This window comes from Nonomuraea sp. NPDC059194, from assembly GCF_042754765.1.
GTDB lineage: Bacteria > Actinomycetota > Actinomycetes > Streptosporangiales > Streptosporangiaceae > Nonomuraea.
In genome coordinates this window covers 105,958-125,982 of record NZ_JBHZBH010000023.1, presented here as the reverse complement: position 1 = coordinate 125,982, position 20,025 = coordinate 105,958, and the positions used below count along the sequence as shown (strand labels likewise).

At 65.5% G+C, this 20,025-nt stretch carries 22 protein-coding genes; 18 read left to right on the top strand and 4 right to left on the bottom strand.

What is annotated here, in order from left to right; translation table 11 throughout:
* Positions 1–353 precede the first annotated feature (353 nt).
* Positions 354–1,346: an AAA family ATPase gene (locus ACFXJ8_RS26590; protein WP_379646676.1), complete on the bottom strand. Its 993-nt coding sequence runs from the start codon at positions 1,344–1,346 to the stop codon at positions 354–356.
* A gap of 487 nt (positions 1,347–1,833) precedes the next feature.
* Here ACFXJ8_RS26590 and ACFXJ8_RS26585 point away from each other — a divergent pair, with 487 nt between their 5' ends.
* From ACFXJ8_RS26585 to ACFXJ8_RS26530, 12 genes are all read left to right on the top strand, one after another.
* Positions 1,834–2,229, top strand: a complete 396-nt coding sequence (locus ACFXJ8_RS26585; RefSeq protein ID WP_379646675.1) for a hypothetical protein — start codon at positions 1,834–1,836, stop codon at positions 2,227–2,229.
* A gap of 302 nt (positions 2,230–2,531) precedes the next feature.
* Positions 2,532–3,014: a hypothetical protein gene (locus ACFXJ8_RS26580; protein WP_379646674.1), complete on the top strand. Its 483-nt coding sequence runs from the start codon at positions 2,532–2,534 to the stop codon at positions 3,012–3,014.
* A gap of 97 nt (positions 3,015–3,111) precedes the next feature.
* Positions 3,112–3,699, top strand: coding sequence for an SAF domain-containing protein (locus tag ACFXJ8_RS26575; RefSeq protein WP_379646673.1), 588 nt, complete (start codon positions 3,112–3,114; stop codon positions 3,697–3,699).
* Positions 3,678–4,457: a hypothetical protein gene (locus tag ACFXJ8_RS26570; protein ID WP_379646672.1), complete on the top strand. Its 780-nt coding sequence runs from the start codon at positions 3,678–3,680 to the stop codon at positions 4,455–4,457. Before ACFXJ8_RS26575 ends, ACFXJ8_RS26570 begins: the two co-directional genes overlap by 22 nt.
* Positions 4,454–5,848, top strand: a complete 1,395-nt coding sequence (locus ACFXJ8_RS26565) for a CpaF family protein (protein WP_379646671.1) — start codon at positions 4,454–4,456, stop codon at positions 5,846–5,848. Before ACFXJ8_RS26570 ends, ACFXJ8_RS26565 begins: the two co-directional genes overlap by 4 nt.
* Positions 5,845–6,693 (top strand): type II secretion system F family protein, encoded by an 849-nt coding sequence (locus ACFXJ8_RS26560; protein ID WP_379646670.1) that lies wholly within the window; start codon positions 5,845–5,847, stop codon positions 6,691–6,693. The genes ACFXJ8_RS26565 and ACFXJ8_RS26560 overlap by 4 nt, the downstream gene beginning before the upstream one ends.
* Positions 6,690–7,529 carry a type II secretion system F family protein gene (locus ACFXJ8_RS26555; RefSeq protein ID WP_379646669.1) on the top strand — a complete coding sequence of 280 codons (840 nt, stop codon included), beginning with the start codon at positions 6,690–6,692 and terminating at the stop codon, positions 7,527–7,529. Before ACFXJ8_RS26560 ends, ACFXJ8_RS26555 begins: the two co-directional genes overlap by 4 nt.
* Positions 7,530–7,538: 9 nt before the next feature.
* Complete coding sequence (locus ACFXJ8_RS26550) at positions 7,539–7,721, top strand: hypothetical protein (RefSeq protein WP_379646668.1); 183 nt, start codon at positions 7,539–7,541, stop codon at positions 7,719–7,721.
* A gap of 3 nt (positions 7,722–7,724) precedes the next feature.
* Entirely contained in the window at positions 7,725–8,099 is a 375-nt protein-coding gene (locus ACFXJ8_RS26545; protein ID WP_379646667.1) for a TadE family protein, read from the top strand.
* Positions 8,096–8,515, top strand: a complete 420-nt coding sequence (locus tag ACFXJ8_RS26540) for a TadE/TadG family type IV pilus assembly protein (RefSeq protein WP_379646666.1) — start codon at positions 8,096–8,098, stop codon at positions 8,513–8,515. Before ACFXJ8_RS26545 ends, ACFXJ8_RS26540 begins: the two co-directional genes overlap by 4 nt.
* Positions 8,512–8,925 carry a pilus assembly protein TadG-related protein gene (locus ACFXJ8_RS26535; protein ID WP_379646665.1) on the top strand — a complete coding sequence of 138 codons (414 nt, stop codon included), beginning with the start codon at positions 8,512–8,514 and terminating at the stop codon, positions 8,923–8,925. Before ACFXJ8_RS26540 ends, ACFXJ8_RS26535 begins: the two co-directional genes overlap by 4 nt.
* 17 nt (positions 8,926–8,942) lie before the next feature.
* Complete coding sequence (locus tag ACFXJ8_RS26530; protein WP_379646664.1) at positions 8,943–11,318, top strand: LysM peptidoglycan-binding domain-containing protein; 2,376 nt, start codon at positions 8,943–8,945, stop codon at positions 11,316–11,318.
* 247 nt (positions 11,319–11,565) lie between these two features.
* Here ACFXJ8_RS26530 and ACFXJ8_RS26525 read toward each other — a convergent pair whose 3' ends face one another.
* The 3 genes from ACFXJ8_RS26525 to ACFXJ8_RS26515 all read right to left on the bottom strand — a co-directional run bounded on the left by ACFXJ8_RS26525 (position 11,566) and on the right by ACFXJ8_RS26515 (position 14,636).
* Positions 11,566–12,669 carry an extracellular solute-binding protein gene (locus tag ACFXJ8_RS26525; protein ID WP_379646663.1) on the bottom strand — a complete coding sequence of 368 codons (1,104 nt, stop codon included), beginning with the start codon at positions 12,667–12,669 and terminating at the stop codon, positions 11,566–11,568.
* Between the two features lie 813 nt (positions 12,670–13,482).
* Positions 13,483–14,223, bottom strand: a complete 741-nt coding sequence (locus tag ACFXJ8_RS26520; RefSeq protein ID WP_379646662.1) for an SAM-dependent methyltransferase — start codon at positions 14,221–14,223, stop codon at positions 13,483–13,485.
* Positions 14,220–14,636 (bottom strand): ATP-binding protein, encoded by a 417-nt coding sequence (locus ACFXJ8_RS26515; RefSeq protein ID WP_379646661.1) that lies wholly within the window; start codon positions 14,634–14,636, stop codon positions 14,220–14,222. The genes ACFXJ8_RS26520 and ACFXJ8_RS26515 overlap by 4 nt, the downstream gene beginning before the upstream one ends.
* Positions 14,637–14,789: 153 nt before the next feature.
* On the opposite strand from ACFXJ8_RS26515, the gene ACFXJ8_RS26510 reads away from it, so the two are divergent.
* The 6 genes from ACFXJ8_RS26510 to ACFXJ8_RS26485 all read left to right on the top strand — a co-directional run bounded on the left by ACFXJ8_RS26510 (position 14,790) and on the right by ACFXJ8_RS26485 (position 19,984).
* Positions 14,790–15,944 carry a helix-turn-helix transcriptional regulator gene (locus tag ACFXJ8_RS26510; RefSeq protein WP_379646660.1) on the top strand — a complete coding sequence of 385 codons (1,155 nt, stop codon included), beginning with the start codon at positions 14,790–14,792 and terminating at the stop codon, positions 15,942–15,944.
* 12 nt (positions 15,945–15,956) lie between these two features.
* On the top strand, positions 15,957–16,679 hold the full coding sequence (locus tag ACFXJ8_RS26505) for a 5-formyltetrahydrofolate cyclo-ligase (RefSeq protein WP_379646659.1): 723 nt from the start codon (positions 15,957–15,959) through the stop codon (positions 16,677–16,679).
* 399 nt (positions 16,680–17,078) lie between these two features.
* Positions 17,079–17,882 (top strand): hypothetical protein, encoded by an 804-nt coding sequence (locus ACFXJ8_RS26500; protein WP_379646658.1) that lies wholly within the window; start codon positions 17,079–17,081, stop codon positions 17,880–17,882.
* A 252-nt stretch (positions 17,883–18,134) separates the two neighbouring features.
* Positions 18,135–18,560, top strand: coding sequence for a hypothetical protein (locus ACFXJ8_RS26495; RefSeq protein ID WP_379646657.1), 426 nt, complete (start codon positions 18,135–18,137; stop codon positions 18,558–18,560).
* Position 18,561: 1 nt separating this feature from the next.
* A complete protein-coding gene (locus tag ACFXJ8_RS26490) occupies positions 18,562–18,864 on the top strand; it encodes a hypothetical protein (protein WP_379646656.1) in 303 nt (100 codons plus the stop codon).
* A gap of 58 nt (positions 18,865–18,922) precedes the next feature.
* A complete protein-coding gene (locus tag ACFXJ8_RS26485; RefSeq protein ID WP_379646655.1) occupies positions 18,923–19,984 on the top strand; it encodes a DUF4192 domain-containing protein in 1,062 nt (353 codons plus the stop codon).
* Positions 19,985–20,025 lie beyond the last annotated feature (41 nt).

Below are 20,025 nucleotides of genomic sequence, written 5' to 3'. Positions count from 1 at the left end.
GACCACGGTGTAACAGCCCGAATTGGTGAGACGTGTGCCCCGATCGACCACTCGCACGATGGCGGAAGTCGGGCTACTGGAATCCCGGATGGCAACTCGTCCGCCGGTTATCTCGATCAGACAGTCAGTCCGTGTGGCGGCGCTCGCGCAAGGCACGGACGCTGTCGTCATAGCAGCTACGAGGGCAACGCTCGCGATCGCGTGGACCAGTGAGTGATGGATCACGCGTCAATCGAGCCAGGCCTTACGTGTCAGGCAGCTTCTGTTTGCCGGATGCTGGTGATCGCTAAGGCACACCTTGAGACGTCGTCATCCATAAGGCGGCACCGTTGTCGTAGCCAGGCATCCTGAGCTCAGGAAGCGACGGCTGGCCGGCTGATGCCGCCAAAGGCGTCCCCAACCGTCGCAGCCAAGACAAGGTAGGCATGGGCGGATTCCCTTGCCAGTCGGCTCAGGTCCAGCTCGGAGTCCTCTTCGAGGTGAGGGTCGAAGGGGATCTCCACCACGGCTCTACACCGATCCGTGAAGTATTCGCGGAGCGCCTCCAGATCCACCGTCGATCGGTTTCTCGGACGAACGGTAGACAGGACCACAGTCGCTGACGTGGCGAGATGTGTGTAGCCGTGAACGTCGAGCCAGTCCAGCGTGGCCCCCGCGGCGCGTGCGGAGGCGACTGACGGGGAGGTGACGAGGACGACCTGATGAGCAAGTGTCAGGATGCTCGACATCGCCGAATGCAGCAGTCCAGTCCCACAGTCGGTGATGCAGATCGAATAGAACTGCTCCAAAAGGCTCGCCACAGCTCGGTAGTCACCAGCGCTGAAGGCCTCAGAGACGGCGGGATCACGAGCGGAGGCCAGAACTTCGAGCCGGTTGGACTGGGACTGGGAGGTATAGGCCCGGACATCGGCGTACCGAACGTTGTCGGCACTCACGAGTTCAGTGAGCAACTCCCTCACCGTGTCCGTCGTCTCCGCGCGAACGCGGTCCGACAAGGTACCTCGGTCAGGGTTGGCGTCGACCGCGATCACCCGGTCACCTCGGACGGCGGCGAGCATGGAGCCAAGGCCGACCGCGGTAGTCGTCTTGCCCACCCCACCCTTCAGGCTCAGTATGGCTACTCGATGGTGTCCGCCGGCCACAGGAGTTCGGGCTCTGCCGATCAAATCTCGACGAAGCAGCTCCCGCGTCGACTCTCCCGGGTGAATGAGCCCACCGGTGGATTGATAGACGAAACGCCGCCAGCCTCCTGACGGCGCGTGCCTTCTCCCGCGCAGTAGACGCTCTGGAGACAGACGATCGGTGCCGTCGGGTCGCCGGAGACCGACAATCAGATCATCGTCCATGGCTGGCGAAGGGAAGCCATCCTCGGGCATGGGACCTCCGAAGCTATAGAGAGTGCGCTGGCAGGCGTTCCTCGATTCAAGGGCTGTCAAACTTCCTACGTGCGCATTTGCATGGTCGATCATCAAGCTCGCTAATCAAATCCGCATATATCTCGATGTAATGGAGTCCGGTTTGATGAGCTCTCTGCAGCGCTCGGTTGCATTCCGAACTATTCGCACGTCAGGCGCGGATTTAGTCTTGCCGATCTCATGAGAACGTGCTTAACCTTCTCTCTGCGCACGGCTGACTATGGTGGGTCAGATTGGGGTGTTCGCAGTGACTCGTCCGCGCCTTGGCATTGCCATTCCAGCCCTTCTCGCTTGCGCCTTGGGCATCGCGGCGTGCTCGCCAACCCGTGACGGTGCCGTGCTCCCTCGACGCACAGCCCTCCCCAGCGCGCCTGCACCCGCGCCCTTGCCGACGACCCCTCACGACGGAGCACTTCGGGTGTACACCGCCTACTGGCCGGCCTCGCAAAGAGCGGCAATCTCCTCCCAAGAGGAAGCCGAACACCTCCTGGCTCCCTATGTGACCAAGAAGTACCTCGCACAGGAGCTCGCCGGCATCAAGCAATTGCAGAAACAGAAGCGCGAGCCCTGGGGAAGCGAGAAGGTCCGCGTGACCGAGGTTGCCATCAATGGGGACCGTGCCCGGATTCGTGATTGCCAGGACGTCTCGAAGAGTGGACTCGCCGATGCCGAGACGCACCAGGTGGTTCCCGAATCCACGCATGGCCCGGCAACCAGGCATGTCGAAGCCTTGCTGGAGCGAGACGCCAACGGCGCTTGGCGCCTCGCGCGGATTTCAATCCTGGAGTCACCATGCAAGCCCCCATCCTCCTGATCAGCGCCCTACTGCTGACCACCTGGACAGGGCCACCCGGTGACGACCGCGGTGTGAACCAGACCCCTGGCAGCTGGCGCCCGTGGGCTACAGACACGACGAACAACCCCGGCTCAGGCGGACGATCGAGTGGAGGTCAAGGCAGCAGCGGAGGCGGCTATTGGCAAGACTGCCGAACGCTCCCCGGCGCCAACGGCATCTCCTACCTCGAGTGCACAGGTGGTCCGCCTGGCGGACCGGATTCCGCCTTTGAAGCAGCGTTCCCCGCCGATCCAGCCACCGGACCCGTCATCACGCCGGAGATGCTGCTCGAACAGGTACTCCGCCAGGTCCAACCGAAACCGCCCACAGTCAAGACGGCCCCACCGCGCGGGCGCGACGGCTATGTAGGAGTCCGCCATTTCTACTGGGCTGACAGGGCCGGCTGGCAACCCATCACCAAGCGGGCAGAAGCGGGCGCGGTCTGGGCAGAGGTCACAGCCACTCCCACCCGACTCGTCATCAGCCCCGGCGTGGGCCAGGACCAACTGACCTGCCAAGGGCCGGGCACGCCGTACGACAGCACGAAGCCCCCGGATCGTCAGAAGATCGACTGCACCCACACGTACACCCGATCGAGCGCCGGTCTGCAGAACTCGCAGTACACCGCCACCGTGAGCGTGATCTGGACGGCGACGTGGCTCGGCTCCGGCGGCGCGGGCGGCCCGCTAGCGCCGATCACGGTGTCCACTACGTTCCCCATCCGCATCGCCGAAGGACACGCGCTGATCCAGAGGAGTGCCTGAAGTGACTCGCAAGACCCTCCCCGCGCCACCAGATGGCGAGGCGCCGCCGGTCAAGCCTCCGAAGTTGCCCCGGCAGCCACGGCAACGCCGCCCAGGCATGTCCATCCTCGCCGTGGCTCTCGTGGCCGGTGGCGGGGTGCTCGCCTTCCACACAATCGGGCAGTTCGACGACCGGACCTCCGTCCTAGTGATGATCCGCGATGTTCCGGTTGGCCAGCAGATCACCAAGAACGACGTCACGACGACGATGGTGAAGACCGAAGATCGGGTGGCCACCGTCCGCGGCAGCGAGTTGCAGCGCCTCGTCGGCATGCGAGCAGCGACCGACCTCAAGGCGGGCATGCTGGTCGTACGGCACGCCGTAACCGACCAGCTGAGCCCGGCACCAGGACAAGAACTCGTCCCAATCGCGCTCAAGCCGAGCCGTCTACCCGCTCGCGGACTGCGGCCAGGAGATTCGGTCCGCGTCGTCCCTGCACCGGATGCGCAGGAGGCCACCAAGGGTCACGCCATCACGGCCGTCGTGGACCAGGTCAAAGGCGACGACGCCGACGGCTTGGTGGTCATCGACCTTCTCGTGAGCCTGGGAGACAGTGACAGGCTTGCCGAGCAGTCAGCGGCCGGTCAGGTCATGCTCGTCCTCCGGCCGAAGGGGGGCGTGACTTGGCCCTCTACACGCTCATGAGCCCCGGCGACTCCCCGGGCGTGACCACGACCGCGCTGGCCGTGAGCTACGCGTGGGGCGGCCGGGCGCTACTCGCCGAATGCGACCCCAAGGGCGGCAACGTCCTGCAGGGCTTCCTGACCGGCAGGCTCGGGGGCATCCACGGCGGCCTCCTAGAGCTAGCCATGGCCATCGCCCACAACCCGAACCCAGCCGTCCTCTGGGAGCACGTCATCCCGCTCGACCAGGACGTCCGCGAATGGCTCCTCCTCCCTGGAATCCGGGACCCTCGCCACGCGCCCCAACTCGACATGGCCTGGGATCCGATCGTGGATGTCCTGGAAGCCGCAACCGAGGACGTAGTCGACGTCATCGCGGACGTCGGTCAGATCGGCCGCCCCGACACTCCGATGAAGCTGGTTGCGCGCACCAGCCTCGCCGTCATGCTCCTCCGTCCAACCCTGCGCCAGATCACCGCGGCGAAGCCACGCCTGGACGCACTCGGCCGGTACGTCGGCACCAACGTCCCGGTGGCCCTCGGGCTCATCGGCCAGGGTGATTACAGCGACAAGCAGATCAGCCAGATCCTGTACGGCTTGCCGATCATCGGCAGAATCCCGCACGATCCACGATCTGCCTCGCTCCTCTCCGACGGCAAGCAATCACGCAGGCTTATTCGGATCAACTCTCTGATGCGAGGCGCCGCCAAGCTTGCAGCCGCCATGCGGGAGCACGCCCAGAAGGTCGTGATCGACGATTCGGTGGAGGCAGCGGGATGAGCACTTGGCCACCGCAGGGCGACTGGCAGCCGATCCCCAAACGGATCACGCCAGTCCCCGATCCGCCCCGCCGTACAGAATCAGACCTCGAAGACAAGGCCTTCCGCGAGGCCGTCATCGCCATCACCGCCTCCGTCGCCGAAGACTTGAAGGACACTCGCGACCAGCACGAGGCCCGGCAGGTCATTCGCGCCCGCGTCCAGCGCTGGGCCCAGGACCAGATCGTCAACGACGGCCCGCTGAGCTTCGCCACTCAGCGTCGCCTGGTCGAAGCCGTCATCGACGAGCGCTACGAGCTTGGCGTGCTCACGCCGTACATCAAAGATGATCAGGTCGAGAGCATCGACCTCAACGGCTGCGACCAGGTCTGGATCACCTACAGCGACGGCACCTGCGTCCGCGGCCCTGCCGTGGCCGCCAGCGACGACGACCTGATCAAGATGATTCAGATGTGGGCGCTGCACAAGAGCTACAGCCCGCGCGAGTTCTCCGCCGCCAACCCGCTGCTCAATGTCGCCCTCAAGCCCGGTGAGAACGAGGAGGGCGTGGGTGTACGGCTCAGCGCCACCATGGCCGTCACCCAGCGCCCGTGCGCGAGCATTCGCTGCCACCGCCTGGTCGACATCACCCTGAAGGACCTACTCCAACTCGGCACCGTCAACCAGAGCCTCCACGACTTCCTCACAGCCGCAGTCCAAGCCCGCCTCAACATCGTTGTCACCGGCGGCACGGCGGCAGGCAAGACCACCCTGCTCCGCGCGCTCGCCTCAGCCATCGACCCGATGGAGCGCCTGTCCACCCTGGAATCCGACTACGAGCTCTTCCTGGACAAGCTGGAACACCGGCACGTCAACGTCATCGCCTTCCAGGTACGGCAGGCCAACTCGGAAGGCGCCGGAGCGATCGGCCTGGACGCGCTCATCCCGCATTCCCTGCGCAAGCACATCAAGCGGATCATCGTGGGTGAGGTCCGGTCTGACGAGATCATCGCGATGTTCGAGGCGATGAACACGGGTCACCCCGGTTCGATGTGCACCATCCACGCCGACGGGACGGAAGAGATCTTCAACCGGATCGTCATGCTATGGACCCGCGGAGCCCGAGCCTCCACACCGCCGAACGTCATCCACATCAACACCGGCGAGACCATCGACCTGGTGGTCCACCTGCGCATGGACCCGGAGACCAACACCCGCTTCGTCTCCGAGGTCCTCGAGGTCATGCCGCCCGCCGACAGCGAGCTCCCCAGCCGCAATCACATCTACCGGGCTACCGGCCCGGCCGGCCGCGCGATGCCCGACGTCACCCCGCAGTGCCTGCCCAAACTCAAGCAGTTCGGCTTCGACCCCACCCTCCTGGATCCGCGCACAGCGACCTGGAGGACGTCATGAACACCACCGCGGTCTTCGCCGGCCTCAGCACCTCCACCGTCCTGGGCGGCGTTGTCCTCCTCGTCGTCGCCTTCTTCGGACGCTCCGCAGAAGCGACCGCGCGCCCACCGAGCAAGCTGCGCACGGCTATCGTTCGGCACCGCCGCCAAGCGCTAATCGCCCTCGTCACCGGAGCCACGGTCTTCCTGCTGACCGGGTGGCCAGTCGCCGGTCTGGCTTCGGCGGCGGTGGTTCTTGGCATCCCCAAGGTGATCACGAGCCGGGCTTCGGTCGAACGCATCAAGAAGCTCGAAGCCCTGGAGCTGTGGACTCGTCGTCTGGCCGACCTGCTCACCGCCAGCCGCGCTCTGGAACAGGCTCTGGAGCACAGCGCCGCGCGCAACGTGCCCGCACCCATCGCTGGCCCAGTTACGCGCCTAGCCGGCCGTCTGCGTGCGACCCGCATGCCGACCGAGGAGGCGCTGCTCCTCTTCGCCGATGAACTGGACGATCCAGTTGGGGACCGCATCGCCGCCGCTCTGATCCTCGTAGCCCGCCGCCGCGGCAGCGGCGCGGTCGTGGTGCTCAACCGGCTCGCCGAGCTCGTGGCGAAGGATGTCAGCGACCGCCGGGAAGTCGAAGCAGCCCGCGCGGAGCACCGAACGTCGATCCGCTGGATCATCGGCATCTTCGCCACGTTCTCCGCTGTCGCCATCTTCCAAAAGACCTACGTCGCGCCCTTCGGTACGCCCATCGGCCAAGCCATCCTCGCCGCGGTGGCGCTCTTCTACGCGGCCGGTCTTTGGTGGCTCTACCGGCTGGGCACCGCCTCTCCCGGCCACCGATTCCTGGGAGACGGCACATGACAGTGATTCTCTCCGGGTGCCTGATCGGCATCGGGGTCGCGCTTCTGCTCGGCCTCCTCTTCCCGGCTCCTCCGCGCCTGGATGCGGCAGTCGCCCGCCTTGAGGGGACCGAGACCGAGGTGACGGGTCTTGGCGCCTGGCTGGCCGTACGGCTGCCGCGCATCCCCGTACCTCGTAACGATCTTGCCCTGCTCGGGATCAGCGTCGAGCAGTTCATGCTCAAGAGGGTCGGCTACGGCGTCTTCGGCCTGATGCTCCCGTCCCTGCTCTACCTGGGCTACTTGGCTGCCGGAGTACCGCTACCTTGGGCTCTGCCGGTCGGCGCGGCCCTCATCTTCTGTGTCCTGTTTGCCCTGGTGCCCGACCTGGCCGTCCGCAACCAGGGACGCGAGCGGCGCCAGGAGTTCCGCGCGGCCCTGTCTACCTACCTCGACATGGTGGCCCTGGAGCGGGCGGCGGGAGCAGGTCCGAGCCAGGCGCTCCAGGCGCCTGTCGACGTGTGCACCGGATGGGTATTCCGACACATCGCCGAGGTGCTGCGACAAGCCAAGCACGCAGGTGAACAGCCCTGGCGCGGGCTGGCGGAACTCGGGAAACGAGCAGGGGTCACTGAGCTCACCGAACTGGCCGACATCGCAGAGGACGCCGGATCGGAAGGCACGCAGGTGCTGTCCACGCTGCTGGCCAAGGCCCAGTCCATGCGTACTGCGGCCCTCTCCGATGCCCGCGCCAAGGCCAACAGCCGCACCAGCGAGATGCCTGTGGCTATCGGGCTGTCGGTCTTCGGCTTCCTGGTGCTCGTCTGCTTCCCAGCCGTCTACCGGATCATGGTTTGAGGGGGTCTCGTGTCCTACTGGATCGCATTTCTCCAGAGCCGGCTCGATCACGCGCGCAGGAATCCCGACAAGGGAAGCATGTCAGCCGAGATGATGATCATCATTGCGGCGATCGTGGTGGTCGCTATCGCCGTGATGGGCATCGTCGCCGCAAAGATCATCGCTAAGGCCAACTCGATCGACCTTGGCTGACCCGTGCGGGACGAACGCGGTGCCGCGACGGCTGAGCTGGTCATCGTCCTGCCCGTCGTCATGCTCACGATCATGGCTTGTATGCAGGTCTGCCTGCTGTTCTTCGGCCAATCCGTCGCACTGGCCGCCGCACAGGAGGGGGTCCGAGCTGCCCGAGCCGATGGGGCCTCCCGCTCGGCCGGCGCCGACGTCGCCCGACGCTATGCGGAAAGAACAGCTGGAGGTTTTCTCACATCCATCACCGCGTCCAATGCCGGTGACACCGTCACGGTCAGAGTGATCGTGCGCGGTCAGTCGCTGTCCCTGGTGCCGTTTCTCCCTTCGATACCTGTCGTCGAAGAGGCCGCAGGAGCGGTCGAGAGGTTCACGACGCCATGAACGATCGCGGCAGCGCCACCGCAGAAGCAGTCTTCGCCATCCCCGCTATCGTGCTCATCCTCCTCCTGGGTGTGGCCGCCGGCCGCGTCACGGTCGCGACTGCGGCCGTAGAGGCCGCCGCTCGTGATGCAGCCCGGCAGGCCTCCATCGCCCGCAACGCCTCGGCGGCGCAGACCAATGCCACTGCCAGTGCCGTCGCCTCGCTGAACAGCCAGGGCGTCAATTGCGCAGGACTCAAGGTCCGTGTGGATACAAGCGGCTTCGGGACCGCGGTCGGAACTCCGGCAAGCGTGAGCGCCACGGTCTCGTGCTCCGTGCTACTTGGAGACGTGGCCTTCCCCGGCCTCCCCGGAAGCGTCCAGCGACAGGCCACGTTCACGAGCCCACTCGATCCCTACCGAGGCAGAGGCCCATGAGAAACGATCAGGGCTCGATCACCGCTTACACGATCATCCTCATCACAGCTCTCCTGCTCTTCGTCGGCCTCGCGGTGGACGGCGGTGCCAAGCTTCGCGCCGGCTGGGAGGCCGTGGGCGTTGCAGAGGAAGCAGCACGCGCCGGAGCAGGCCAGATCGACCGAGAAGCGATCTACCGAGGCGGGCAGGCGGTTGTCGATCGGGGCGCAGCCGTACGGGCTGCCCGGCGGTACCTCTCGTCCAGCGGTCATTCCGGTACGGCGGGCATCGCTGGTCCGCAGTCGATCCGCGTAAGTGTGACGGTCACCAAGCGGACTTGGCTGCTTTCCATGGTCGGCCTCTCCTCTGTCAGCATGACGGCCACCGCGACCGCCGACCTCGTCACCGGTGTCGAAGGGCCGAATCGATGAGACTCCTCCGCGGCCTTGTGGCGATCGCGCTGCTGAGCGGCATCGTTCTCGGCTTCCCGGTCGGCCTGTACGCAGTAGCCGGTTCTCCGATCCCGGACGGCTTCCCGTCTCTGGACCAGATCATCGCGTTCCTGAGCCGCCCCGACGACGGCACGCTGCTGATCGGCGTGCTCGAATACCTGGCCTGGGGAGCCTGGGCCTGGTTCGTCGTCACTCTGATCGTTGAGGCCCTGCGCCAGTTCAGACATGCCGAAATCGGGATGCCGGATCTGCTGGGCATGCGACGGCTGGCCGCCTACCTGATCACGTCCGTGACCTTGATCGTGAGTGCACCCGCCGCACTAGCCTCGCCGGCGTCGCCGCAAGTTGTCGCCACGGCTCCAGCGGAACGCACTCCACAGGCTCCTGTGCCGAAGGTCTACAAGGTCAAAGCAGGCGACACCCTGTGGAAGATCGCTGATCGCCAGCTCGGCAATCCGCGGCGTTGGCCGCGCATCTGGAAGCTCAACGCCCACCACCGGCAGGTCGACGGGCGAGTCTTCAGAGATCCCGATCTGATCCACCCAGGTTGGCGGCTCACGCTTCCCGGCAAGAAGCTCGTACACCGCCACCAGCCGAGACCGGTTGTCGCGTCTCCTCAACCGACTCCCGGGCCGCCGAGCCTAGCTCCTCCGGAGACCACGGCCAGCACCGAAGAACATGCCGATCATGCGCTGATCGCCATCCGCCTGCCCTCAGGTTCCCTGGTGACCCTGGCCTACGTGGCCGGCATCACCACAGCCTATGTCGCCGCCCGCTTCCAGCGCCGTCGTACCCGATCCGCGCCTGAGCGGGAGATGCTCGAGCCAGAGCCGACGCCAGCCGTACAAGAGATCCGGCGGGCGCATCTGCAGGCCCACATGGAACAAGGGGAGTCACGTCCGTCGGACATCGACCTGCTCAAGCGGCGGCAGGCCACGATCAACGTCCCTCAAGCCATCTCGATAGCGGCCGGAGTACGGACGGACCTCTCCGGACTGGGCCTCGGATTCACCGGCCCGGGTGCTCATGGCGTGGTGCGCTACCTCGTGAACGATCTCGTACGGCAGGCCCACAACTTCCGCACGCAGGTGATCATGTGCGAGGCAGTTGCTCAGGACCTCTACGGCGCCAGGCCCCCAAATGTCCCCGGCCTCACTGTCACCGATTCCGTGGAGTCGGCGTTCAGGACATTTGAGGAGCACCACTTCTCCATGCGTCGCGTGGTCGTCGAGCGCGAGACCGGCGGGATTCACGAGCTTCGCGACCAGGACCCGAGCGAGGTGCTGCCCGCGGTCGTCTTGGTGTCCGGTCCGGAAGACGAGCTCTACACGACCATCGGTGCACTGCTGGTGTCCAGCCGGATGACTGGCACCGGGGTGATCGTCCTCGGCGAATGGCCACCTGGAACCACCTGCCAGGTCGCTGAGGATCACCGAGTCGCGGCAGCGGATGGCCCGCTCTCCGAGGTGCTGCTCGGTGTCGAGCCTTACCACCTTGATCAGACCGAGGCTGCCCAGCACCTGCACCAGCTTGTGGAGCCGCCAGCGGCTGCGGAAAAGGTCGCCGTCCTTCCACAAGGTGTGGATACATGGCGCGGGCCCGAACTCGTCCGCCTGTCGATCCTGGGACCGCCGCTCGTCCAGGTCCGTGACCGGCCTACCCCTATCGATCTGAGTTGGCTTCAGCTGAACGCCCTCGCCTACCTTGCCCTTCACCCCGAAGGCGCGACCAATGCGCAGTTGACGACCGCGCTATGGCCCGACGAGGTCGGTAAGGACGTGCACAACACCTTGCGACACCTACGTGAGGCGCTGATCACGGCCACCGGCTATGCGAATCCCGACCCCAAGACGGCCCCGTTCATCAGCGCCTCCACTACCAAACGAACCGCCGTCTATCGGATGGACCCCGCGCTGATCAGCGTCGACCTCCATGACTACCTTGCCGCGCTGGAACAGGCGAGGATGACCACCGATGATGCAGCCCGCGCGTTGGAACTCTCCAAGGCGGCTTCCCTTTGTCGTGGGGAGCTGCTGAAAGGACTGGAGTCGGAGTGGGTGGATGAGCATCGTTACGCGATGACACGATCCCAGGCCGACACATTGAGTCGTTACGCTGCTCTCCGCGAGAACGACGCTCCTGAGGAGGCCATAGCTCTTCTTGATCGAGCACGCAGACTGGAACCCGGCATAGAGGAGACCCCGCTCCAGATCGTTCGTATTCAGCTCAGGTTGGGCCGACGCGCCGACGCCCGGCGGACTGCTGAGCAACTACGCCAGGAACTCGATTCCCTCGGACTGCGCGTCAGCCGTGCTGCCGAGCACGAACTTACCGAAATGTTCGAAGCGGCCTCCAGGCGTTCAGGACGATAGTGTCCGGCCCACGGCGTACGCTGCCTCACCAATAGCCGGTGTTGCGTGAAATGGAGGCTCCCAAGTGACGGTCAACGTGGACACGACGCGCTCTTTCCGTCGTCCCTCCGATCTCCACAGGCCAAGGCGAGCACGGGCCGATCCAAGCGGAACGTAGCAACGCGGGGACCAAGATGACCGTTCGCCCGCCCTCTCGCACCTTCTGCGTCAAGGCGTCGATCCGTTTTGACGCGGTACAGCCCCGTGGTCAGGAGATCCGGTAGCCGTCGTTGCCGGCGTAGTCGATATCGATGGCCTCGGCCGCCCGGTCAAGGCTCGCCCTTACGTCGGCGCCGCCGTAGATGCTCTTGAAAGCCTGAGCGAACTCGCGGGTCACCACCGGATAACCGGCGGTCACCGGCCGGGGTACAGCCACGCAGGTCGCGGTGACGGGGCCGGAGCCGCAGGTCCTGCGCAGCTGTTCGGCATACAGGGAGAGTCTGCCGCCGGGCTGGTACAGATTGCTCTTGGCGAGGGCGCTCCTGGTGCCGGGCGGGGCGCCGTTGGCCGCGGTCACGGAGACCACGACGTTGTCGGTGAGCAGGTAGTCCAGGAAGGCGCCCGCCGCCTTGCCGTTCGCACTCCCCGCGCTGACGCCCCAGGCCCAGGAACCCTGGCTGGTCTTGACACCGTTGCCGAAGTCGGGCAGCGGCAACAGCACCAGGTCCTCCCAGAAGACTCTGACATAGGCGGGGTACATCCAGTGACCGACCCAGGACAGCGCAACGTCACCGTTGACGAACGCCTGGCCCTTGGGGTCGGGGTCGACATACTTCTTCCAGCCCTGCACGGTGGTCAGACCCCTGGCCACCGAGGGCGTGTCGAGCACGCCTTCGGCCTTGCCGTCCTCGATCAGGTTGCCGCCGGACGACCAGACCACCGGGCCGAAGGCGTACGTGGCCCACTCGCTGCCGACGCCGAAGCCGTAGTTCTCCTTGAGGTCGAGCACCTTGCCGTCGGGGTCCTTGGCGGCCAGCTTGGCCAGCGCGCCGGTGAACTCCTCGGCCGTCCACGCGTCGCCCAGACCGGACGGGTAGCGCACGCCCGCCGCGTCGAGCAGCTTCTTGTTGCCCCACACGCCCAGACCGGCGTCGAACAGGCCGAGCCCGTAGAGCCTGCCGTCGATCGTGCCCTGGGCGAGCATGGCCGCGGTCGCGTTCGACTGGGTGGAGGGCGAGACGAACGCGTCGATCGGGCCCAGCTTCCTGTCGTAGACGAGCCTGGCAAGATTCGATCCGTCGAACTCCAGTACGTCAGGCAACTCCGCGGCGCTGGCGGCCTCGATCGTCTTGGTGTACTCCGCCTCCGGCACCAACTTCAGCGGTGATGCCCTGCTGGCTCGCGTTGAACCCCTGGACCGCGGTTTGCAGCGCGGAGTTCTCGCTCGGCAGCCAAGTCTGGCGAGCCCAGACGGTGATCGCGACCTTGCCGCCGCCTGGCTGGGTGGCGGGGACCCCCGCGTCGCGGTAACCGGTAGAGCAGGCGCCGATGCCCAGGACGCTTAGCGCGGTCAGGAGAACCGCGACGACGGTACGCGGGCAACGTCGCCGGTACGTAACAGCCATTGGATGCTTCCTTCTGCTACGGCAGGACGGTGGCCGTACCGAACCCCCTTCCCCTTTGGCTGCCGATATCGCGCAATGACCGGCTTTGATCTGCCAAAGAGCTGCTTCCATTGGCAGTCTCATACCCGCCCGCGCTGTCGCGGCTGAACTCGGCGACGTTAGCCTCGGTATCGGGCAGGTCCACAACGAAAATCGCCATCACCCGCCAGCAGTTCAGCCACGCGCCCGGCGTCGGCTCGGTCGCAGCGGGCCGCGCGACCCGTCGGAACACTGAGACCCGCTGAAATGGCTTCAATGTGCGTTGCCGCTGAGCAGCGCTGACCAACAATCCTCAGCTTGCCTGCGCCTCCACCGGGCGGTTTCTCGAACCGAGCCGGCCGTAGTCCGTCGAACGAAATAGCGGCCTCCAGCAGCACAGAATTCGTAGACGGGCGCGCGACAGTCGCAGGTCCAGCTGATCACTCGGACGCGCTGCGACGGGATCGGCAGGTCCCACTCCAAGGCCTCGGAGTCAGCTGTTGGCGGCGGGACATGTGGGCTGAAGCAACTCGGCGTCGGCATCATGTCGCCACCGCCCACGGCAGCGGCTTGTGTCCTACGCCGCCGTGGAAGAGGGGAAGCGTACTCGGACCTGCGACGTCCAACTCCGGCCGCCACACGCGAACGTCGACGATTCCCGGGTTGAGCAATTGCATACCGGTGAAGTAGTGCTCTACCTCCAGCGGCGAGTCGGCCTCTGCAATAGCGAGATAGCTGCCCGGGGCGATCAACTCCCGCACGCGAGCCACGATTGGCAGCGGATCTTCGAGGCAGTGCAGGACAGCCACGAGCAGAACCGCGGTGGGCCGGTCCAGGTCTATGAGCCGGTGAAGCTCCCGGCTGGCGAAGATCGAGTCAGGATCTCGGGGGTTACCGAGCGCGGCAGCCACACCGGGTCGTCGAGCAAGCAGAGCGCGCGAGTGGGTGACTGCCATGCGGTCTTGGCCGACATAGACGATCCGCGCATCAGGGTTGGCGTCTTGAGCGACCTCATGCGTGTTCCCTTGAGTAGGGAGACCCAGTCCAATATCGATGAACTGCCGGATGCCCATCCGTGTGGCGAGGTGCCTGACGGCTCGTCGAAGGAATGCTCGGTTGTCGCAGACGCTCTCGGTAATCCGGGGAATCGTCAGCTTCAACTCCTCGGCCGCCTGCCGGTCGGCGCCGAAATGGTCCTTACCGCCGAGCAGGTAGTCGTGGATGCGCGCGATGCTGGGCACTGTGATGTCGATGTACGGACAGGTGCCGTTGTGCTCGGTCATGTCGGCTCCCCGTCGATGAGCTCGCACCGGACCGCCTTGCCGTACGCGGTGGTCTTCACGTCCCAGCGATCTGCGTACGCCTCCACGAGGAACAGGCCACGCCCACCTTCCTCATCGATCACGGGCTGCTGAGGGACGGGCAGGCTGCTCGCGTCTCGATCGTGTACCTCGAGGAGCAACGTGTGGTTCTCGTAGGTCAGCGTCACCCTGATCGGGGCTCCGTCAGCCTTGGCGTGCTTGATGGCGTTCGTGGCCAGTTCAGAGACCAGCAACTCGGCACGCTCGGTGAAGTGCTGAAGCCCCCAACGATCGAGCATCTGCCGGACCCAGGTACGCGCGGCGGGGACCGCGCCCTGGACCGGTGACAAGGTGTAGGACCGGGACAGCACGGCACTCCTCAGGGAGCTCGTCATGGTCCTGAAGGAAACGCGGAAGTAGTCCGAGGCTCCACAGCGGAAGCGTGCATGAATGACGCATCAATGCTGCATTGGGGCCTCCAACCTGCGGCGAAAGGGGGAATACTTCAGTAAGAACTCCTGTCGACTCCCCGGACTGGAGCGACCAGCGTGGCGATACGACGACAAAAACTCACACAACGGCGCAAGACGCTCGGGCTCTCGCAAGAGGGGCTCGCCTACGCCGTCGGCGTCGAACGCTCCACCGTCGTCCGGTGGGAAAGCGGGGAGACCGAACCCAGGCCCTGGCAGCGCCCCAAGCTGGCCGCCGTCCTGAAACTGACGCTCGACGAAGTAGACCTCGTGCTCGCCGCCTCACCAGCCGAAGACGATGAGCGCCTCGCCTACAGCCTGCGCAACCCCTACTCCGTCGACCTCGTGACGGTTGCCCGTCTTGCGCAGGACATCGAACGCCTCAGCGCCGAGTACGACACCGCCCCATCCGCATCGCTCCTGGCCGCCGCCGGCCAGTGCCACAGCCAGGTCACTCTCCTGTACGGCTACGCGCGGAGCGGGCGGATCAGGCGTGAACTCGCCTACTCCGTGGCGGAGTCGGCGACGTTGATGGGCCAGCTCGTCTGGGACGCCTCCCAGCGCCGCGACGACGTGGTGCCGGTGCGGTACTTCGATCAGGCGATCTTCGCGGCCAGAGAGACCTCGGAGCCGATCCTCGAGGCTCATGCACAGCTCAGGAAGGGCTTCGTTGCTCTCTACGGGACCAAAGATCCTCGGCAGGGGCTTCGGCTCTGTCAGGAGACCGCGCTCCTCAGCGGACCCGTGAGCAATGTCCTCGCTGGTCTTGGCCACCTGCATGTCGGTGAAGCCCACGCCATGCTCGGGGAGCGCCGCGAGTGCGAAAACTCGCTGGGCGCGGCCGAGAACAGCTTCGCCTCCATCGGGCCCGACGACGAGGCTCTGGCCATGTTCTCGGCCTCGCAGTTCGACCGGCTTGCCGGCTCCTGCTACCTGTCCCTCGGGGTGAACGGCAAGGCTGAGGAGATCCTCACTCGGACCGCGCGGAGCCTGGTCGAGTGGCGGAAATCGCAGGCGATTGTCCTGGGCAATCTCACCCTGGCCTACATCCGTCAGGGCAAGCTGGAAGAGGCCTGCGGGACACTCCACCAGGCGATCGCGTTGGTTGAGGAGACCCGCGGTGGAGGCGGGATGAACGTGGTCTTCACGGCCGGACGCGAGCTGGCGCCGTGGCGGCACGAACCCTGGGTGCAGGAGATCAGCGATCGGCTGTTCGCACTCATGACCACGTGATGAGGTTGCCGTATGAGCGTCGACGACGAGAAGAATGCTGTCCGGGAGCGGGTGTGGGCTGTTCTCATAGCAGCTGGAGTTTCCACTCCTGACGCCCGCGGCTACATCCCGGACTTCGTCGGCTCTGCCGGTGCTGCTGAGCTCCTCGCGACGACGGAGCCGTGGCGGGTGGCGAGAACCGTCAAGGCCAACCCCGACACCGCGCAGCTCCCCGTGCGCGCGAGAGCACTCGCTGAGGGCAAGCTTCTCTACATGGCGGTCCCGAAGATCGCTACGGTGCAACCGTTCTATCTCATCGATCCTGCTGAGACGGCTCTGGCGCCGGCGGAAGCCGCGAGTAGTCGAGTGGCCGCCGAGAGTAGCCCGCGGGTGGGCACCGAAGCGATGCGGCCGATTGACCTCGTGGTGTGCGGGACCGTCGCGGTGAATCGGCAAGGGGCACGGCTGGGCAAGGGCGCAGGCTATTCGGATATTGAGGTGGCTCTTCTTATCGAGGATGGTCTCGTCAGCGACCGCACACTAATTGTGACGACCGTCCATTCACTTCAGGTGGTGGACGAGCCGTTGCCCGAAGCGGAGCACGACTTCCGTGTTGACCTGATTGTCACCGAAAAGGACATCATTGTGTGTCCGCCGTCGCCTCGGCCCGCCGGCCTTATCTGGCCGAGCATGCCAGCTGAGAAGGTGGCTGCAATACCAGTGCTAGGTCTTCGAGCCAAGAAGCACTGCAACTAGGTTTCCCGATTGGCTTCCCCCTAGCTGCCCCGATACCCCTCCTACCTAAGTGGGTGGGGGCTGCCTCCGCATCACCCCAGGTGGGGTGGCGGTTCGTTGTTCCCTGGGCCGCCCCGACTTTTAGTGCGGGGACCCGCCCATAGAAGCAGGGTGGCGGCGTGAATGGAACTAGTTTGGTAATCGGCAATTAGCGGTCGGCAACATTCTCATTTGGTCGCCTTGTTCTATTTCTTTTCGTTATTCAATATGTCTTTGCCTCTTTGATCATGGCTTTGACTTGCGAAAACATCCAAATTCGACCATGGAATCCATTGATTCGATCTCCATTCTTTGATGTAATTGAATTGGCCAAGAAAGGCGGCGCCTTCCGGAGTGCGCCAAAGGGATCGGAGCGAAACAATGGCGAAATTCGACTTCGGTAAGTTCGTACCGGTAAACGTGCCCGGCGCAACCCTCCTCCCGGAGGACATGGCGCGTATAACGCCGGAGGACTGGTTGCAGATCCGGAAGCTCGCGCGCGGCTACTGCCGTACAGTCGACGCCACCCGTTCGCGCAAGCGGATGGACGGAAGCGCGACGATCGTCAAGGGCGGCTACGCGCCCTACGGCACTGATGACGCCTCCGACGACGTCAACCAGGATGCGGTGCTTCTCTTCGCTCAGCGTCTCCGCGACATCCTGAGCACGTGCCAGCCGGCCCCGGAGGGCGACGGGTGGATCTACGTACGGCGCGACGGCGGAGAGCTGTTCATCACGCGCCTGACCCTCCAGCGGTGGGCGGTTCGGGACGCGGCGGCGCGCAACGGCTACCGCGTGGACGTCCCGCCGGAGGAGATCGACGGTACCCCCGGCGCTCAGCTCATGCGTGGAGTCCCACACGTGGACAACCTCGCCCGTGCCGCTGTCGCATTCTCTGCGGCTCAGCACAGTGCGGAGATCTTCCGTCAGGCGTTCGGGCAGGGGGATGAGTTTCCGACCCTCCGCCGGATTCTCCGCAAGGCGGAGGCAGCCGAAGACCTCGGACGCGCGGGCATCTTCGCGTCCGTCGCTCAGGAGGAGTACGGCGGCGCGTACGGCTCCCGCCGCGCGGTGATCCGGGTGCGCGACGCGGCGCGCACGGAGCTCCAAGAGCTCTCAGAGCGCCTTGACGACGCTCGCAGCAGCATGGTCTACACGGGCACGGAGTCGCCTGCGAACGACTGACACAGTGCCTCTGAGAGCCCCGGCCGCGCAGCCGGGGCTCTCGCATTTCTTGGATAAACCTGCAGGTCAGCGGACGTTCGGACGAGACGGCGCCCCGTATTTAAGTGAGAGCGAAAGCGATCGGCGCCGTGTGAACAACGCGGACGAACGCGAGGCTCCGCGCCACAGTCCGGCGTTGCAGAAGGACTGGCCCCAAGAACCGCCGCCCGCGCGCCCGGGACGGCTCCCTTATGCCCGAAGGAGGTACAGTCCGTGCCGACTCTGGACGGCCTGAAACTGCCTCAGGGCTGGAGGATCTCCTCTCGGCTCCTGGCAGCATGGCCCATCGACCACGATCACCAGCTTGAGCTCTGGCCAGCCGGACGCACCGAAGACGGGCGAATCCGCTGGCATTACCGGCTCTCCCGGAAGAACCGCACGATCTTCGCCGCTTCCGACATCACGTCAGGTGTAGGCGCCGTCCTCACCGCCGCAGAACTGATCAGCGCTGCCCGAACCGTGCTGAGCTACCTCACGCTCCGCCCCGGTGACACGGACCGGGAGTACTTCGACGTCTACACGCGCACTCAGCTCGACTGGCGCGATGAGTTCGCGGAGGATCTCTCGCTGTATGCGATGGATGATCTCTGCGGCTACTGCGGCGGCGATCACCCGTCACCCGCGTGCCGAGAGCGCTGACATGGCCGCCCGTTGGTATGGCCTGTGGTGGGGCGGGTCTGGCTACAGCCTGCCGGACGACAACGATCTGGAGGAGTTCGCTTCTCTCGCGGACGCGAAGCACAAGCTGATCGAGCGATACCTCCACGGTTACTGGCAGACGACTGCATTCGCGTTCGTTCATCGCGACCCGTCTCGTGTCCTCACGCCCTGCGTGGGTGAGAACTGCGAGATCTTGCTCTACGGCTCCCGTGCTGGGGGCGACTGGCCTGACATGAGGATCTTCCTCGGGCCGCGCGGCGGCGTCCGCTCGGAGCGCTGCTGACCTCTCTCCTGAGCCCCGGTCGAAGTCGGCCGGGCTCCTTCATGTTTGGAGGACACCCATGCCCGCTTCCCCTGACTCCAGCTTCGGTGCCATCGTCCTGAGCGACCCCGCCGACTTCATCTCTGTGGTGCCCTACCTTCTGGGCTTCCATCCGACGCAGAGCCTCGTCCTGGTGATGTTCGACGGCGACGTCTTCAAGGGCGTCGCCCGTTTCGAGCTCCCGGACCACTCGGCAGACACCCCGACGCTGGCCGATTCGTGCGCCCGCGTGAGCACGCAGCACGCGAACCCGCGCGCCCTGCTGCTCGGTTATGGACCGGGGGCGCTGGTCACGCCAGTCATGGACGGCGTGTTCACTGCCCTGTCAACCGCCGGTGTCGAGATCATGGACGCCCTACGGTGCGATGAGGGCCGTTACTGGTCCTACGTCTGCCCCTATCCGGAGTGCTGCCCTCCCGACGGCGTGCCGTACGACGTGGCCAGCAACTCCGCCGCACTCGGCGCCATCCTGGCCGGATACACCGCCCTGCCTGATCGAGACACCTTTCGCCAGCGTCTGGACCACGACACCGGTCCCGGGCGCGAAGCGGTCCGGGTGGCAACTCTGGCCGCGCGCAAGCGTGCAGACAAGGCCGACACGGACATGGACTGGTTCGCTGAGGGACTCCAGCGAATCAGGGAGTGCTTCGATCACGTCCAGGCCGGGCGCGCCATCCCCGCAGAGGAACTCGCCTGGTTGAGCGTGCTGCTGACCGGCATCTTCGTCCGGGACATCGCCATGACGTTCTGTCGGGAGTACGGCGATGACGTCTCCGAGCGCTTCTGGACCGAGGTGACCCGCCGGGTCGAGCCGGAGTTCGTGCCCGCGCCCGCCACCAACCTTGCCTTTCTCACCCTGAGGTCGGGCAACGGCACTCTTGCCCGCATCGCCGTTGAACGGGCTCTCGCGGTCAATCCGAGCTACTCCTTCGCCAACATGATCGCCTTCGCACTCAACGTCGGGATGGATCCGGGGCCGCTCTGCGATGTGGATTTCGCCGAGCTGGCCGAAAGGATCACCGAACTCGCCCGCGAAAACCCCCTGGGCGCCCGTCCCGTCCTTCCCCCGGTCTCCAGCTGACCAACCCCGTTCCCCGGCGCCGGGCCGTGCCCGGCGCCTTC

Excerpts from the sequence above, each read along its gene's own strand:
- ACFXJ8_RS26540 (WP_379646666.1), top strand. The coding sequence starts at position 8,096 with ATGAACGATCGCGGCAGCGCCACCGCAGAAGCAGTCTTCGCCATCCCC.
- ACFXJ8_RS26500 (WP_379646658.1), top strand. The coding sequence starts at position 17,079 with ATGGCGAAATTCGACTTCGGTAAGTTCGTACCGGTAAACGTGCCCGGC.
- ACFXJ8_RS26505 (WP_379646659.1), top strand. The coding sequence starts at position 15,957 with ATGAGCGTCGACGACGAGAAGAATGCTGTCCGGGAGCGGGTGTGGGCT.
- ACFXJ8_RS26520 (WP_379646662.1), bottom strand. The coding sequence starts at position 14,223 with ATGACCGAGCACAACGGCACCTGTCCGTACATCGACATCACAGTGCCC.
- ACFXJ8_RS26590 (WP_379646676.1), bottom strand. The coding sequence starts at position 1,346 with ATGGACGATGATCTGATTGTCGGTCTCCGGCGACCCGACGGCACCGAT.
- ACFXJ8_RS26575 (WP_379646673.1), top strand. The coding sequence starts at position 3,112 with ATGTCCATCCTCGCCGTGGCTCTCGTGGCCGGTGGCGGGGTGCTCGCC.
- ACFXJ8_RS26485 (WP_379646655.1), top strand. The coding sequence starts at position 18,923 with ATGCCCGCTTCCCCTGACTCCAGCTTCGGTGCCATCGTCCTGAGCGAC.
- ACFXJ8_RS26555 (WP_379646669.1), top strand. The coding sequence starts at position 6,690 with ATGACAGTGATTCTCTCCGGGTGCCTGATCGGCATCGGGGTCGCGCTT.
- ACFXJ8_RS26565 (WP_379646671.1), top strand. The coding sequence starts at position 4,454 with ATGAGCACTTGGCCACCGCAGGGCGACTGGCAGCCGATCCCCAAACGG.
- ACFXJ8_RS26580 (WP_379646674.1), top strand. The coding sequence starts at position 2,532 with ATGCTGCTCGAACAGGTACTCCGCCAGGTCCAACCGAAACCGCCCACA.
- ACFXJ8_RS26560 (WP_379646670.1), top strand. The coding sequence starts at position 5,845 with ATGAACACCACCGCGGTCTTCGCCGGCCTCAGCACCTCCACCGTCCTG.
- ACFXJ8_RS26515 (WP_379646661.1), bottom strand. The coding sequence starts at position 14,636 with ATGACGAGCTCCCTGAGGAGTGCCGTGCTGTCCCGGTCCTACACCTTG.
- ACFXJ8_RS26535 (WP_379646665.1), top strand. The coding sequence starts at position 8,512 with ATGAGAAACGATCAGGGCTCGATCACCGCTTACACGATCATCCTCATC.
- ACFXJ8_RS26490 (WP_379646656.1), top strand. The coding sequence starts at position 18,562 with ATGGCCGCCCGTTGGTATGGCCTGTGGTGGGGCGGGTCTGGCTACAGC.